The sequence below is a fragment of the Achromobacter marplatensis genome (genome assembly GCF_002209535.1).
Taxonomy (GTDB): Bacteria; Pseudomonadota; Gammaproteobacteria; order Burkholderiales; family Burkholderiaceae_B; genus Achromobacter; species Achromobacter marplatensis.
The window spans coordinates 120,818-135,043 of record NZ_NJIG01000007.1 but is presented as its reverse complement, the minus strand read 5'-3'; the positions used below and the strand labels follow the sequence as shown (position 1 = coordinate 135,043).

The 14,226-nt window shown below is 61.7% G+C and carries 12 protein-coding genes; 8 read left to right on the top strand and 4 right to left on the bottom strand.

All coding sequences use genetic code 11. From position 1 onward, the window contains the following. The first annotated feature begins 62 nt into the window (after window positions 1–62). Window positions 63–602, top strand: coding sequence for a carboxymuconolactone decarboxylase family protein (locus tag CEY09_RS17995; protein ID WP_088589716.1), 540 nt, complete (start codon window positions 63–65; stop codon window positions 600–602). Window positions 603–761: 159 nt separating this feature from the next. Here the strand turns inward: CEY09_RS17995 and CEY09_RS17990 are convergent, their stop codons facing one another. Continuing rightward, window positions 762–1,706, bottom strand: a complete 945-nt coding sequence (locus CEY09_RS17990; protein ID WP_088589715.1) for a LysR family transcriptional regulator — start codon at window positions 1,704–1,706, stop codon at window positions 762–764. Window positions 1,707–1,840: 134 nt separating this feature from the next. Between CEY09_RS17990 and CEY09_RS17985 the strand changes: the two genes are divergently transcribed. The 4 genes from CEY09_RS17985 (at window position 1,841) to CEY09_RS31965 (ending at window position 5,104) form a co-directional block, all read left to right on the top strand. Next, window positions 1,841–3,277 carry an NAD-dependent succinate-semialdehyde dehydrogenase gene (locus CEY09_RS17985; RefSeq protein ID WP_088589714.1) on the top strand — a complete coding sequence of 479 codons (1,437 nt, stop codon included), beginning with the start codon at window positions 1,841–1,843 and terminating at the stop codon, window positions 3,275–3,277. A gap of 14 nt (window positions 3,278–3,291) precedes the next feature. Continuing rightward, window positions 3,292–3,642, top strand: a complete 351-nt coding sequence (locus CEY09_RS17980) for a carboxymuconolactone decarboxylase family protein (RefSeq protein ID WP_088589713.1) — start codon at window positions 3,292–3,294, stop codon at window positions 3,640–3,642. Beyond that, window positions 3,639–4,628: an NAD(P)H-quinone oxidoreductase gene (locus CEY09_RS17975; RefSeq protein ID WP_088589712.1), complete on the top strand. Its 990-nt coding sequence runs from the start codon at window positions 3,639–3,641 to the stop codon at window positions 4,626–4,628. The genes CEY09_RS17980 and CEY09_RS17975 overlap by 4 nt, the downstream gene beginning before the upstream one ends. Window positions 4,629–4,738: 110 nt before the next feature. Continuing rightward, a complete protein-coding gene (locus CEY09_RS31965) occupies window positions 4,739–5,104 on the top strand; it encodes a hypothetical protein (RefSeq protein ID WP_143219566.1) in 366 nt (121 codons plus the stop codon). A gap of 96 nt (window positions 5,105–5,200) precedes the next feature. On the opposite strand, the gene CEY09_RS17970 is transcribed toward CEY09_RS31965, so the two are convergent. The 3 genes from CEY09_RS17970 to CEY09_RS17960 all read right to left on the bottom strand — a co-directional run bounded on the left by CEY09_RS17970 (window position 5,201) and on the right by CEY09_RS17960 (window position 7,643). After that, the gene (locus tag CEY09_RS17970; protein ID WP_143219565.1) at window positions 5,201–5,599 is read right to left on the bottom strand and encodes a hypothetical protein; all 399 of its coding nucleotides are present in this window, start codon (window positions 5,597–5,599) and stop codon (window positions 5,201–5,203) included. Between the two features lie 370 nt (window positions 5,600–5,969). Further along, window positions 5,970–6,443, bottom strand: coding sequence for a class I SAM-dependent methyltransferase (locus CEY09_RS17965; RefSeq protein ID WP_088589710.1), 474 nt, complete (start codon window positions 6,441–6,443; stop codon window positions 5,970–5,972). A gap of 606 nt (window positions 6,444–7,049) precedes the next feature. Next, window positions 7,050–7,643 (bottom strand): hypothetical protein, encoded by a 594-nt coding sequence (locus tag CEY09_RS17960; protein ID WP_088589709.1) that lies wholly within the window; start codon window positions 7,641–7,643, stop codon window positions 7,050–7,052. A 723-nt stretch (window positions 7,644–8,366) separates the two neighbouring features. Between CEY09_RS17960 and CEY09_RS17955 the strand changes: the two genes are divergently transcribed. The 3 genes from CEY09_RS17955 to CEY09_RS17945 are packed head-to-tail and all read left to right on the top strand — an operon-like array spanning window position 8,367 to window position 14,206. Continuing rightward, on the top strand, window positions 8,367–9,626 hold the full coding sequence (locus CEY09_RS17955) for a nucleotide sugar dehydrogenase (protein WP_088589708.1): 1,260 nt from the start codon (window positions 8,367–8,369) through the stop codon (window positions 9,624–9,626). Window positions 9,627–9,665: 39 nt separating this feature from the next. Further along, complete coding sequence (locus tag CEY09_RS17950; protein WP_088589707.1) at window positions 9,666–12,146, top strand: hypothetical protein; 2,481 nt, start codon at window positions 9,666–9,668, stop codon at window positions 12,144–12,146. Next, complete coding sequence (locus CEY09_RS17945; RefSeq protein ID WP_088589706.1) at window positions 12,143–14,206, top strand: glycosyltransferase; 2,064 nt, start codon at window positions 12,143–12,145, stop codon at window positions 14,204–14,206. The genes CEY09_RS17950 and CEY09_RS17945 overlap by 4 nt, the downstream gene beginning before the upstream one ends. Window positions 14,207–14,226 lie beyond the last annotated feature (20 nt).

The window sequence follows — 14,226 nt, the reverse complement described above, 5'->3', positions numbered from 1 at the left end:
CTGTATCGGCGGGTTCACCGCTGCCGGTTTTCAGCAACACCAGTTTGAAAGGAACCAAGAAAATGACTTCCCGTATCAATACGCCCACCGCCGCTAGCGCCTCCGGCGAAACCGCCGACGTTTTCGCCGCTATTCGCAAAGCGGTGGGCATGGTCCCCAATGCCTATGCGGCCATTGGCGCCTTGAATACGCCCGCACTTAAGGCGATGCTGTCCGCCGACGCGGTGCTGGCGCAAGGCGTCCTGTCCGCGCAGGACCGGGAAACCATCAAGTTGGCGGTGAGCGCGATTGCCGGTTGTGACTACTGCGTCGCTGCACACAGCTTGGCGGGCAAGGCGTCGGGCCTGGCCGTGGACACCGTGCGCGCCATCAGGGCGCTGCAGCCGACCGGCGATGCAAAGCGCGATGCTCTGATCCAGTTTGTCCGGCACCTTCAAGAAGGCCGAGGCACCCTCGACGCCGAGCAACTCACGGCCTTGCGCTCGGCGGGCTTTCCAGACGAGGCCGTCGTGGATATCGCATTGGCCATCGCCGTCATCACGTTTACGAACGTGTTCAATCGTGCGAATGACACCGTGGTGGACTTTCCAGAACTGAAGTGATGGGAGTGACGGGGGAACGAGAGCAGTAAGGAGGGGCGGTCGAGTCGGGTCGATGACCGTTCCCGACCCATTTCGGTCATTCAATCAGTGCAGGCTGACGTCGGAGATGGAGAATTCTTGGCCCGCTGGTGCCGATAAGGCGTTGAGGTCGAGGGGTATTTAAGTCGTCTCTTTCGCCTCGATGCCCAGCTCAGCGGCATAGCCCGCAAGCTGCTCGCCCACATGCAGCTTCAACGCGTCCACGAACAGCTTGATTTTGGCGTCGACAAACTGACGCGATGGGTACAGCGCATACACGTTGCGCTGGTTCGTGTGGAACCCGGGCAATACCCGCACCAGCGTGCCCCGGCGAAGTTCGTCGATTGCTGAGAAACCCGCCAGCAGGCCAATTCCTGCGCTATCGCGCAGCGCAGTCGCCATGGCGTCCATGTCGTTCACGCCAAGATGCCCGCCCGACGGCCGATGGTTGAACGTGCCTTCCTTACCTTCCAGATGCCACTCGTCCGGGGCATAGTCCACCGTGGTCAACAAGACGCAAGCGTGTTGGGCAAGGTCCTCGGGAGTGTGCACCGGGGGATGCTGCGCCAGGTACTCAGGCGATGCCGCCAAGATGCAGTGGCTGACGCCAATCTTCTGGCTGACGTAGGTGGAATCCGGCAAGGCGCGCGCGATCACGATCCCGACATCCAACTGTTCTTCAAGCAGATTCGGCATGCGCTGCGATAGAAGCAGGTCCACCGAGACGTTGGGGTGGGTCTGTCTATACGCCAAGGCTGCGCGGGCGACCAAGGTGCGCCCCAGGCCGGGGACGGCGTGAACGCGCAACACGCCGCGTGGCGCGACCGTTGCGTGCCCCGCTTCGGCTTCGGCTTGCTCGACGTCGGCCAGGATCGCTATACAGCGGTCATAAAAGCGATTCCCCACGTCAGTGACGACCAGGCGGCGGGTGGAACGCTGAATCAGCCGGGCATTCAGGCCTTCTTCCAGCACCGTGACGGCGCGTGAAATGTTGCCGACCGTGGTGGAAAGATGGTTGGCCACGGCAGTGAAACTGCCCATTTCCACCACTTTCGCAAAAACCGACATGTTGTATAGCTTGTCCATCGTGGGTCCATTGTGTTCGTGCGACTTTTCCTCTGGAAGGGAAAGTCATTCTTCCGCGAGGGGCTAAATCCGCGCGCCCCTCACGCCTAGACTCCGTTCCGAGGTCACCAACAATCTTATCGGAGTTTGCAACCATGAACGGCAACTATGACCCGCTTTACCTCTTCATCAACGGCGAATGGATAGGCGCTAGCGAACGCGACACGGCCAGCGTGGTGAATCCCGCCACACGTCAGGAATTGGGCCGCGTGCCGCTTGCGACGACGGCAGATCTGGATCGCGCGCTTGCCGCGACGCAGCCGGCCTTCAATGCATGGCGTACGACGGCTCCCAACGAGCGCGCTCGCGTTCTCAAGCGCGGTGCGGAATTGATGCGCGAACGTGCCGAGCACATTGCCACGCTGATGACGCTTGAAGAGGGCAAACCCTTGGTTGAAAGCCGTGATGAAGTGTTGCGCGCCGCCGAGTATTTCGAATGGTTTGCCGAAGAAGCCAAGCGGATTGACGGCCGCGTCGTGCCGGCGAATCGCCCCGGTGTGCAGCAACTGGTCAAGCGGCAGGCGATCGGCCCGGTGGCCGCGTTCACGCCCTGGAATTTTCCCGCCATCACGCCGGCGCGCAAACTCGCTGCCGCCCTTGCAGCCGGTTGCAGCGTCATCATCAAGCCCGGTGAAGAAAGCCCGGCCACCGCGCTGGCGTTGGCTCGCGCCCTGGACGATGCCGGCTTGCCCAAAGGGGTGCTGCAAGTTGTCTTCGGCGTGCCGGACGACGTGTCCCGGCATCTGATTGCGTCGCCGGTGATCCGCAAGGTGACCTTCACGGGCTCCGTCCCCATCGGCCGCTTGTTGTCGGCGCGTGCCGCCGAAGGCGTGAAGCCCATCACGCTGGAACTTGGTGGACATGGGCCGGTGCTGGTGTTTGACGATGCCGATGTCCAGCGCGCCGCGGTCGAGGGCGCCGCCAACCGCTTCCGTGGCACCGGCCAAGTCTGCATTTCGTCCACGCGCTTTCTGGTCCAGCGCGGCGTCTATGACGAATTCCGCGAACAATTCGTCAAGGCGACCCGCGCCCTGAAAGTCGGAAATGGGCTTGATCCGGATACGCAAGTCGGGCCGTTGGCGAACCCGCGTCAGTTGGAGAAGATGCAGGCGTTGATTGCCGACGCGGTGGCATGCGGCGCCACGGTACTGACCGGCGGCAAGGCCATTGACGGCGCGGGCTACTTTTTCGAACCGACGGTGCTGGCCAATGTGCCGATGCAGGCCAAGATCATGCACGAAGAGCCGTTCGGCCCGATTGCGGTGCTGATGGCCTTCGATGAACTGGCGCAGGGTTTGCAGGAAGCCAATCGGCTGCCCTATGGTTTGTCGGCCTATGCGTTCACCAGCAATGCCCGCACGGCGATAGACGTGGCCGACGGCTTGGAAGCCGGAATGATCGGCATCAATCAATACCGCATCGTGGCCACGGAACTGCCGTTCGGCGGCATGAAAGAAAGCGGACACGGTTCGGAGGGCGGGGTGGAAGGCATCGAGTACTACCTTACGCACAAGTTCATCAGCCAGGCTTGAACCAGGAGCGCACCATGTCGAATATTGATTTCAGCCATCCGCGCGAAGCCGCGCGTGCCTTCACCCCGGCGCTGTCTGCCTTCGTCGACAACACGCTGTACCCCGATATCTGGAGCGACCCCGCGTTGACGCCTCGAGACCGCAGCCTGATTACCGTGGCCGCCTTGATCGCCGGAGGGCATAAGGATGAATTGCCCGCGCACCTGCGCCGCGCCGTCGGCAATGGGCTGACACAGGAAGAGCTGTCGGCCGTCATCACGCACCTGGCGTTCTACGTCGGGTTTCCCGCCGCAATCACCGCCTCGGCGATTGCGCAAGCCACATTGGCCGCGTCACAAGAAAGCGGCCTGAAGGATAAGCAATGAAAGCGATTATTTTTGAAGAGTTTGGCGACGCCGATGTGCTCCAGGTGGCCGACGTTTCCCCGCCCGACATGCGGCCCGACGACCTCATCGTCCGCGTCCATGCCGCAGGCGTGAATCGCGCCGACCTGACGCACCGCCGTGGCGGCTACGGCCGCCCGAACTTCGGCGACTCGACCATCATGGGTCTGGAGATCGCCGGCGAAGTGACGCAAGCCGGCAGCTCCGTGCGCGGCTTCAAGCCCGGTGACCGCGTGATGGGTGTGGTGGGTGGCGGTGCGTATGCGGAGGTCGCCCGGTTGGATTGGCGCATGGCCTTGCCCATTCCCCAGGAGCTGGACTACGTTCACGCGGCCGCCATCCCCGAAGTGTTCGTCACGGCGCACGAAGCCATGTTGCACCTGGGTCGCCTGAAAGCGGGGGATTCCGTGTTGATTCACGCGGCAGCTGGCGGCGTGGGGTCGGCGGCGGTGCAGCTCGCCCGGGCAACGGGCGCCACCGTGTACGCCACGGCCGAGGCCAGCAAGCTTGAGCAGGTCCAGCGGCTGGGCGCCGACTGCGTCGTCGACTATCGCACGCAGGACTATGCGCAGGTCGTGGCCGAGCGGACATCGAAACGTGGCGTGGACGTGGTGATCGACTTTATTGGCGCGCCCAACTTTGCGCGCAACATTGCCTCGCTGGCTAACGGCGGGCGGTTGGTTCAGGTGGGCATCCTGGGCGGAGGCGGTCAAGTCAGTGTTGCGTTGGAAGACATCCTGTATCGCCATCTGCAAATTTTCGGCACCGTCATGAAATCGCGTCCGCAGGCTGAAAAGCACGCGATGGTGCAGCGGTTTCGCGAACACTGGCTGGACCGCTTTTCCAGAGGTGCGGGCCTGATTCCCGTGGTTGACAGTACCTATCCGCTTGAACTTGCATCGGATGCACATCGCCGGATGGAGTCGGCGCAGAACGTGGGGAAAATTATTCTGACGATGACCGTTTAGCTTGGTCGCATCCGAGGGGCTGTCGGCTAACGGTTTGCTGTGTCGGTGCGAAGTGAGCGGGTATTAAGGAAGCCGGCGCTCGGGCAGAGCAAGTCGATCTTGCAGAATCCTTGACCGTCGGCTTCCGGCCGATGCTGTTGAAAAACTCGATCTCCGGGCGCAATCGCACCGGGATCGAAAAATTGTCCCTTCAGATCGGCGCCAGATCAAGGATCTCATCCCGAGCAAGGGTGAAGCACCTTCAAGAAGTAGTCGAGCATCACTGGAAGGAGGTTTTCAACAGAATCGACCGCCAGCCGCCGCTGGTGAAGGGCGCTATCCGACCCAAAGCGGAAGCTTCAACGTGCGCTCACCAACGGCTGCTGTGTGGCGAGTGCCGCCCGATCGCGCCTCATTGCCTCTTCAACGGCGGATTGCGGCCGGAGATGAAAGCTCCAGACGAGGGCAGGAAACAAAGCGTCGCCCAAGTTCAATGACTTTACGGTAGAGAATGCCAAGTTCAACGGTTCGCGTATGCTCAGAGGCGTCGCTAATTGACCGCATACCTTGGCTCAACCGATACACAGGAGTGCTCATTTGAAAGCGTCCTTGTTTGCCCGAAAGTAAGCCCAAAGGTCCTCCATATCCACCATCTCGAAGACGAACCATCCCGCAGTAAATAGCTGCTGTTGCTTCTTGGATGCGCTGGCGATCATTCTCGCGTCGTCGGTGACTTTGGCAGCAGCGAGTTCATTGCCAGCTTCGGCTGATAAGGTTTGCAGCGTGCCTTGCAGCGCCAAAATGGCACCTCTAAATAGGTCTCGATAGGAAGGATTGCCTACGTATCTGTTCAGGCAGTCTTGCAATCGCTCGACGCAGTCCGGATAGTCCTCGAGCATGTCGCATAATGATTGAGGGACAGAGGGAGGAGGCAGAGGGTGCAAGGAATACTCCATTTCACGTGTTCCGTAAGCGTCCGATGCTTCGATCATTGTGCCGCACTCAATGCCGCAATTTTCGCTGCGCGTCGGTACTGACACGCTGTATATGAATGGCCGGCTCTGGCCGATAGCTGTCTTATGACGGCGGTGCCGGGTGCCCCACGCGCTTTTTGCGCCGCCCCGCTCCAAGACTGCGCGGCTGTTCGCTTGGCACCTAGGCTGTGTGAGCCCCGAGATAGGCTGCCCTTTTCGTAGCTTAGCGACCTAACTTACCGAACCCGAACCTCCTGCGACCGACTTTTGTTCAATTTTCTTGCGCTGAAGGCGGGAAGGCCTGGGGTGCGACCGACTTTGATCCAACTTTTCTAATCTTCGAAGTCTTTCAAGATCAAGGGGTTGCAAGCGGCATCTGCGACCGACTTTATTTCCTACTTTCAGAGCCAATGGCTTCACCGTGCGAAGGCCCGCTGGTAAACATCAGCGCAGCGCGCCGTGACGCGTGTCGCTTAAAGATTGGAAACATTCGGCGCTGATCATCGTGGCTGAGATGAAAGAAGCTGTCCCAGGCGAGCAAGCCATCGAATATCCGATCTAGCGCGAGGCCACGCATATCCGCTACACGCCAAGACCGTTGCGGAAGCCGCTCACGGCAGAGCGCTATCAACGTTGGGGAGCTGTCGATACCATCCACCGCAAAGCCTTGACTGACGAGATATTCCGCCATCGGCGTGCCTGAACCGCAACCAATGTCGAGTACCGCTGATCCTCGTTTCAATAGCGCACAGAATCTGTCGAGCCAAGCGGCTTCGTTCCCGATGCCGTGCCGACGATCCGCGACATAGTCATGCGCATGCCGGTCATACAGATCGATGATCTTGTCCGCGGCTGATTTCATGCGATCCGACTCCGGGGGATTAATGCCGTGAACAGGCCACAACCATCATTCTATGCTTTGTTGCATCTGGTGCGCCCCTGAAGCTTACCTTGCACCGTGAATGGCAGCTTTCGCTCGCGCATTTCTTGTTGGCGAATGTATCAAATTGGCCGATAGCTGTCTTATGACGGCGGTGCCGGGTGCCCCACGCGCTTTTTGCGCCGCCCCGCTCCAAGACTGCGCGGCTGTTCGCTTGGCACCTAGGCTGTGTGAGCCCCGAGATAGGCTGCCCTTTTCGTAGCTTAGCGACCTAACTTACCGAACCCGAACCTCCTGCGACCGACTTTTGTTCAATTTTCTTGCGCTGAAGGCGGGAAGGCCTGGGGTGCGACCGACTTTGATCCAACTTTTCTAATCTTCGAAGTCTTTCAAGATCAAGGGGTTGCAAGCGGCATCTGCGACCGACTTTATTTCCTACTTTCAGGCGGGTGCCGCCCCGCCTGGCCTGAGTTCCACCTTTGGTGCACAGAAGGGCCGCAATCGCGGCCCTTCTGGTTTTGATCATGGATGTGGGGCATGTTCAGCCCTCCGACCCGTTCCTGTCCTTCAATGGCCGAGGCCGCCGGATCACCACAGGTAGGGGTCGTCTTTGAACACCTTCTTCGCTTGCCGGTAGGCATAGGCCAAGGCGCCAAGCGCCGCCAGAATCAACAGCCAGCCGTTGCGCTTTTTGCCCTGCTTGTTGGCCAGGACACTCTGGTACTGGGCAGTCGGGTCCGCCAGCCATGTGCCGTCCTGGCGCAGGCCGTAGACCCCGATCCGCGTGAACACGCTGGCCATCTTCCCGTGATACTCGTTGGCCAGGTTGGCCGCCGGGTCGCGATCGATCAGCAGGTCCAGGCGGATGGGCGGTTCGAATGTGTAGCGGGCGGCCGCGCCGCGCACCTCCAATGCCGCACCGGGGTACGCGTTGGAATAGAGGCAGCGCGGACTGCGCCAACTGGTCTGGCTGCCGACCCGGATCCGGTCTGAATACGGGCATTCGGCCACTTTGTCCACCTGCATCGTCACGCTGTGCAGGGACGCCGGGTCGGGAGGCAGGAGCAGACCCTCCGCCGCGTCAAAGCTCAGCCAGGAGGCATACAGCAGCGCCGCCGCGGCAAGCGCGGCCTGGATCGGACGCTTGAAGCGCGATTTGCCGATGGTCCACGCCTCGCTCACGGGGCCGGCCCTTCTTTTTGTACTGCCGGCCTCATGGGAATCCTAGGTGTCGGGTTAGAGGGTGGGTTGCCTGCAACGGGTTGGCCGTCCCCTGGATTGGCTTCGCGGGTGCATGCTAGCGAATTTCAGGGGGCGCGATTGGCCGCTATTAAACATAAGGTTGATCGATGTTTCAAATTACGAGGCGATCCGGGGCGTGGCGTTCAAATGCGGATTGCCTCGCGGCCCAGGATCGGTTCCGATTTGCGCGGCACAAGGCGAATAATGCGGGGAGATCCCGGTCATTTACGCCGCTATACCCCCGGGTAATTAATAAATAATGCGCGGTAGGGTATTATGTCTTTTCAGTTTGGTTAAACAAAAATAAGAAAAACGCTTTTTCATATTTACTAACAACTCAGCCGCCTGGTTGTGTTGCCGTTTGTGTAATGAATGTAATTATTTGAGGGATATCCCGGGTTTATTACGGGCATCTCTGATTTATTTCCACAGCAATAAAAATTTTTAGAAAAAAGTTTGCTGTCGGGGACCTCTACCATTCGTTGGCTCGTCTCGCCCCACGTATTAAGGGGTATCGAGATGTAATTATTCTTAAGCAATACGTCCGCCCAAATAGCACAAAGTTATTTCGATTTCACGTCGATAACTTGTCGCTGGGCGTCAATTTCTAGTGTCTGCGACACGATGAAGACAGTGAGGTCCCCCGTGGTAAAGAGAATCGCAGTGTGTGGCCTTGGATATGTCGGCCTGCCCGTAGCCGTCGCATTTTCCAAGCGCTTTGATGTCATCGGCTTCGATGTGGACAAGCGGCGAATCGCACGACTGAAAGAGGGTGATGACTGGACAGGCGAGATCGAACGCGACGTATTGCTGGCTTCCCCGATGCAGTTCACCGACCAGGTGACGGAACTGGAAGGCTGCGACTTTTTCGTCGTCGCCGTGCCCACGCCGGTCGACGAGAAAAACAACCCCGATTTTTCTTTGTTGGTCCGGGCGTGCCGCTCGATCGGCCCCGTGCTGCGCCCGGGATGCATCGTGGTTTTCGAATCCACCGTCCACCCTGGCGCCACCGAGGAAATCTGCGGACCGGAGCTGGAAAAAGTATCCGGCCTGCGCTGCGGTGTCGACTTCAAGCTGGGCTACAGCCCCGAACGGATCAACCCGGGCGATCGCGAGCATCCGCTTGAGAAGATCGTCAAGATCGTGTCCGGCCAGGATGAGGAATCCCTGGAAATCATCGCCGGCGTCTACGAAAAGATCATCGACGCGGGCGTGCACCGCGCCTCGTCCATCAAGGTGGCCGAAGCGGCGAAGGTGCTTGAGAACACCCAGCGCGACATCAACATCGCGTTGATGAACGAAATGTCGAAGATCTGCGACCTGGTCGGCATCCGCACGTCGGAAGTGCTGGCGGCCGCAGGCACCAAGTGGAACTTCCTGAAGTTCACGCCCGGGCTCGTGGGCGGGCACTGCATCGGCGTGGATCCCTACTACCTGACGTCCAAGGCGCAGGAACTGGGCTACCACCCCGAGGTCATCCTGTCGGGCCGCCGCATCAACGACGGCATGGCGACCCACGTCGCCTCGCGCGTGGTCCAGACCCTGGCCCGCAACGGCCGCCTGAACGCGTCGACGCGCGTCGGCATCCTGGGGATGACGTTCAAGGAGAACGTCCCGGACATCCGCAATTCGAAGGTCGTGGACCTATACAACGCCCTGGGCAAGTACGGCATTACGCCGGTGGCGTGCGATCCGATGGCCGACGCCGACCAGATGGAACACGAGTACGGAATCAAGCTTGTGAAGCGCGACGAATTCCGGGACATGGATGTGCTGATTCTGGCGGTGCCGCACCGCGAAACCATGGACTCCATCTGGGAAGACATGCCGCAGCTGGTCAAGAGCGGGGGCATGGTGTGCGACCTGAAGTCCGTGCTTGACAGCAAACGTCTGCAATCCGACCTCTTGTACTGGACTCTCTAAGTTCGGTCTCGCGATCCATCTCTACAGGAGAGACCCTCAATGACCGCATTCACTACCGCTCCGATTGGAACCTGCCGCATCCATACGCCGCTGCGCGATGCCGTGGGCCGCTACCCGATCAAGCTGCAACTGGGCCGTAACTACGGTTTCGTGCACACCACCGCCGAAGCGCTACAGCAGGCGCGTTTCATGTTCGGGCAAGCCGATATTCCCGCCGCCGTGCAACGCGTGATCTTCCGGCCCTCGAACGGCGAGCAGGCGCGCCGCGGCACGCATAAGCCGGCAGACCTGTACATGGTCGAACTGTCCTCGCGCAAGCTGCTGACCGTCGACGGCTATCCCATCCAATCCAACTATCTGGTGCGCTACTTCAGCGAATTCTTCGCCGACCGCACGCGCACCCGCATGTTCTGGTCGCTGGCCCACGCCGACAAGCTTGCCGAACGGCGCGCGTTGCTGGACCAGGACCCCGTGTTCAAGAGCCTGTCTTCGGATGATCGCGACCTGCTTTCGCGCATCGTCAAGCGCGACCAGACCGATGACGAGATCGAGACGGAGATGCGCCAGCTGGTCGAACTGCTGGGCCGCGACAAGGTGGTGTTCGTCACGCACGTCAACGCCCTGACGCCGGATAACGTGCCGATCGAACAGCGTGAGCAGTTGATCGCCACGATCACCGCCAGCGCGCAGCGCATCGGCGTGCCGTGCTACGACCCGACGCCGCTGATGAACAAGATCGGGCAAGCCGATGCGATGGAAGACGGCGGCCTGGACCTGACGCACTACACGTCGGCCTTTGCCGAGCGCCTGTACGTCGATTGGTTCAAGAACTTCATGCGCCCGAGAATGAGCGCCTCTACGCCGCAGCTGGCCGTGCCCAAGCTCAGCGCCGACGAAAGCGTCGAACGCATTGAAAAGCTGTGGGATTCGGGCGAACTGCGCGAGGCCTCGCGCCGAGTGCGCGAGGTGCTGCGCCGCCATCCCGGACTGCCCGACCACATGCTGCTGTTCGCGAAGATCCAGGAAGAGCTGGGCGATTACGAAGGATCGCTGGCGCTTCTGGGCAGCGCCGACGGCGCGCTGGCTTCCGGCAGCAAGGCCGAGCAGATCCTGATGCGCAACCACTTCAAGCTGGGACGCCATGACGTGGCGTACTCGCTGGCGGCCGGCCTGCTGGGCGATGAGATCGAGACGCCCGAGATCGTCCGAATCGCGGCAGTCTCGGCGGGTCAACTGGGCCACGGCGACGAGTCCCTGGGCAACTGGAAGCAACTGTTCCGCATTTCCTCGCCGGACGAGGCAGGCGCCGTGGAAGCGGCGGACACGGTGCTGTCGCTGCTGCAGGCAAGCGGCGACATGGAGTCCGCCATACGCTGGGTGCATGAAGTCCGTGCGGCCATCCCCACGTATGGCCGAGGTTTCGCGGTGCTGTGGCGCGACCGGCTGCTGGCCAGCGACCGCGCCGGGCTGCGCGCCCTGGCCTCCGAGTCCCCCGCGCTGGAGGACGTGGACGCGCTGGAACTCGTGAAGGAAGCGTCGTGGCGCGGTTGCATCATGGCGGCAGCGGCGCTTGCCGTGTCGTGCGACCTGGCCAACAGCGAGCAAGAGGACATCCGCGCGTGGCTGGTTGCGCAGTCGACGGCGTGGGCCGAGGAAGGCAATCGCGCCCTGGAAGAAGGACGCCTGCGCGATGCGGCGGAACGCATCTGCGCGCACCGCCTGCTCAATCCCAATGCCTTGGCCGGAGCGCGCGCGCAGCGGGCGTTCGAACGTGCGATGCGCCTAGGCGTGCGCGCCGCGCTGGTGGCGGGCAACCACAAGGAAGTGATCGACCTGACGGACATCGCCATCGACACGCAAGTCGATTTCCCCGAGCTGGACGCCATGCGCGGCCGCGCCGCGGATGCGCTGGGCGACAAGCAAACCGCCATGCGACATCTGGAACAGGCGGCCGCGGGCGAATCCGCTCCGCTCAGCACGCAGCTGTATTTCGCCCGGGTGGCATTCAACGGCGGCTGGTTCGGCGAAGCGATCGACGCCTACAAGTCGGTGCTGGCCCATTCGTCAGCCGACCAGAGCGCCAAGGAAGAAGCCGAGCGCCAGCTGGGCAGGCTCGGCCCCCGCGCCATCCGTGGCGCCCGCGAGATCCTGTCTGCCGGCGACCCGCTGAAGGCGTGGCAGCTGCTGGACCGCGTGGCCCAGTCGTGGCCGGGAATGTCGGAAGTCGACCACGAAAAGCGGCGCATCCTCACCGTCCTGTACGCCGAAGCGCGCGCGCTGGAACCCACCAGCACCACCGAGCGCCTGGCGCTGGGCGAAAAGATCGTGCAACTCGTGCCCGAGGATCCCATCGGCCTGCGTCTAGCCGCGGTGGGCGCCATGCGTCTGCATCGCTTCGAGCAGGCCCTGCCTTACTGGCGAAAGCTGCAGGAACGTTCCGAGAATCCGGCGCAGTTTGACCACTACATCGAACGCTGCCAGGTGTGGATCGAAAAGATCAACCGGAGAAAGGCCGCATGAATCCGCCACTGATAACCGAACGGGCGGACGCCAAGTCCGATCTTCAACGGGTCCAAGCGCAATTGGAGGAGATCGTCGCCGCGTCGGGGCGGGTTCAGGTGGCACAGGAGAACCTGGCTCGGGCGAAAGTGCTGGCCCGGGATCACATGGAAGATTCGAAGGTCCGCTTTCTTCTGCTCAGGCTGCAGGAATCGGCGGGCTTGAACGAGGGCATGGCCGAGCAGTGGGCCACGCTCTTGCAAGAGTGCCCGGACGATCTTCAGATCGTCCGCTACTGCGCGACCCGTCTCGTGAAGGAGCGGCATGTCGACGAGGCCCTGTCGCTCGTCGACCGCCACCTTCCCGAGTCGGCGGAAAGCCCTGACCGCCTGTTTGCGCGGGCCAAGCTGCTGAGCGACATCCGCGCGCACGAGCAATCGGACGCGCTGTTTCGCCGGCTGATCACGCAATACACGGACCGCAACATGCGGGTCGAGTTCGCCAAGCGTCTGCGCAAGCGCGGCCTGCTGGCCGACGCCTTCGAGGCGATCGCGCCCGTTGCGAAACACCTGGCGCCCGGCAGCAAGGCAGCGGAGCTGGCCGACGGGTTGGCAAGCGACTACGCCTTCTACCAGCGCTTTGAAACCGAAGAGGCGTTGGCGGGAAAGGACATCAGGATCGTGTCGATGAAGCATGCGATCCTGCACTTCCGTGACCGACAGATTGCCGAGAATCCCCCGGAAAAGCCCGTATCGGTCGCGCTGGTGACCGGCAGTCTTGGGCCGGGCGGCGCAGAGCGGCAGCTGACGCGGCTGGCCGGCGAACTGACGCGTTGGGCGGAGTCGCCCGACTTGCAGCTGGCCGACGTGCTGATGAAGCCGAAGAAGGTGGAAGTGCTGGTGAAGCAGCACACCGACCCGTCGGGCTCCGCGAAGAAGAAGCAGGAGCTGGATTTTTTCCTGCCCGTGCTGGTCAAGGCGCAGATCCCGGTCACGGAAATCAACAAACTGCCCGCCATTTCGGTGTCTCATCAAACCGTTCCCGAAGGCAGCCTGGGCCGGCTGCTTGAGCAGTTGCCTCCCCCCGTCCATTACGGCGTGACGCGCCTGGCGCCGGTGTTGCGCGCCAACTCGTTCGACGTGGTGAGCCTGTGGCAGGACGGAACGTGCCTGTTCGGTGCGTTGGCCGCGTTGCTAGCCGGCGCGCCGACCATCCATCTGGTTTTCCGCGGGCTGCCGCCGAATATCCGCAAGGACCGTTTCCGCGAAGAGTATCCCGAGCTTTACCAGGCCCTGGCGCAGGTGCCGGGCGTGGTTTTCGTCAGCAATAGCCGCAAGGCCGCGGAAGCGTATGCGGAATGGCTCGACATCCCGATCATGCGTTTTCACATCCTGTACAACGGCGTGCCAGATCTGGCGACCGACGCGTCGCGCGCCGACCAGGAAAAGTGGAAGGCCTTCCAGGAAAGCACGACCGACGCCACCGAGACGATCGGCGGCGTGTTCCGGTTGGAGCCGGATAAGCGGCCGCAATTGTGGATCAAGCTGGCGGCGCTGTATTTGAAGGAGCGCCCGCAAGCCCGCTTTGTCATCGTCGGCGACGGGCGCCTGCGCGACATCATCGAGGCGCTGGCGCAAGAGCTGAGCGTGACCGACCGGTTGTTGCTTGTCGGGCTGTCGAACCACGTCGGCTATTGGTATTCGCAAATGGATGCCAGCGTGCTGCTGTCGCGCTACGAAGGGTTGCCGAACGTCCTGATCGAAGCCCAGCTGCTGGGCGTGCCGGTGATCTCGACACCGGCCGGCGGGGCAGGCGAGTGTTTCGTGGAGGACGAGACGGGTCATCTGCTGAGCGACGTCGATCACCCGGATCTGCACGAGGCCTGCGAGAAGGTCGCCTCGATGGTGGATCGGGTGCGCAGCAATGCGCAACTTCGACAGCAAAGCCGCGAGCGGGCGCAGAAGCTGTTTTCGCTTGACGCGATGCTGACCAAGTTTCTGGGCCTGTGCATGCCGGTCATGGGCATGTCCGAGAACGATGAACGCATGGATGCTGCGCCGCTGTGCCGGATGACGGCCTGATTGCCGGCGTGTCTTTCGGT

Excerpts from the sequence above, each read along its gene's own strand:
- CEY09_RS17995 (WP_088589716.1), top strand. The coding sequence starts at position 63 with ATGACTTCCCGTATCAATACGCCCACCGCCGCTAGCGCCTCCGGCGAA.
- CEY09_RS17990 (WP_088589715.1), bottom strand. The coding sequence starts at position 1,706 with ATGGACAAGCTATACAACATGTCGGTTTTTGCGAAAGTGGTGGAAATG.
- CEY09_RS17985 (WP_088589714.1), top strand. The coding sequence starts at position 1,841 with ATGAACGGCAACTATGACCCGCTTTACCTCTTCATCAACGGCGAATGG.
- CEY09_RS17980 (WP_088589713.1), top strand. The coding sequence starts at position 3,292 with ATGTCGAATATTGATTTCAGCCATCCGCGCGAAGCCGCGCGTGCCTTC.
- CEY09_RS17975 (WP_088589712.1), top strand. The coding sequence starts at position 3,639 with ATGAAAGCGATTATTTTTGAAGAGTTTGGCGACGCCGATGTGCTCCAG.
- CEY09_RS17970 (WP_143219565.1), bottom strand. The coding sequence starts at position 5,599 with ATGATCGAAGCATCGGACGCTTACGGAACACGTGAAATGGAGTATTCC.
- CEY09_RS17965 (WP_088589710.1), bottom strand. The coding sequence starts at position 6,443 with ATGAAATCAGCCGCGGACAAGATCATCGATCTGTATGACCGGCATGCG.
- CEY09_RS17950 (WP_088589707.1), top strand. The coding sequence starts at position 9,666 with ATGACCGCATTCACTACCGCTCCGATTGGAACCTGCCGCATCCATACG.
- CEY09_RS17945 (WP_088589706.1), top strand. The coding sequence starts at position 12,143 with ATGAATCCGCCACTGATAACCGAACGGGCGGACGCCAAGTCCGATCTT.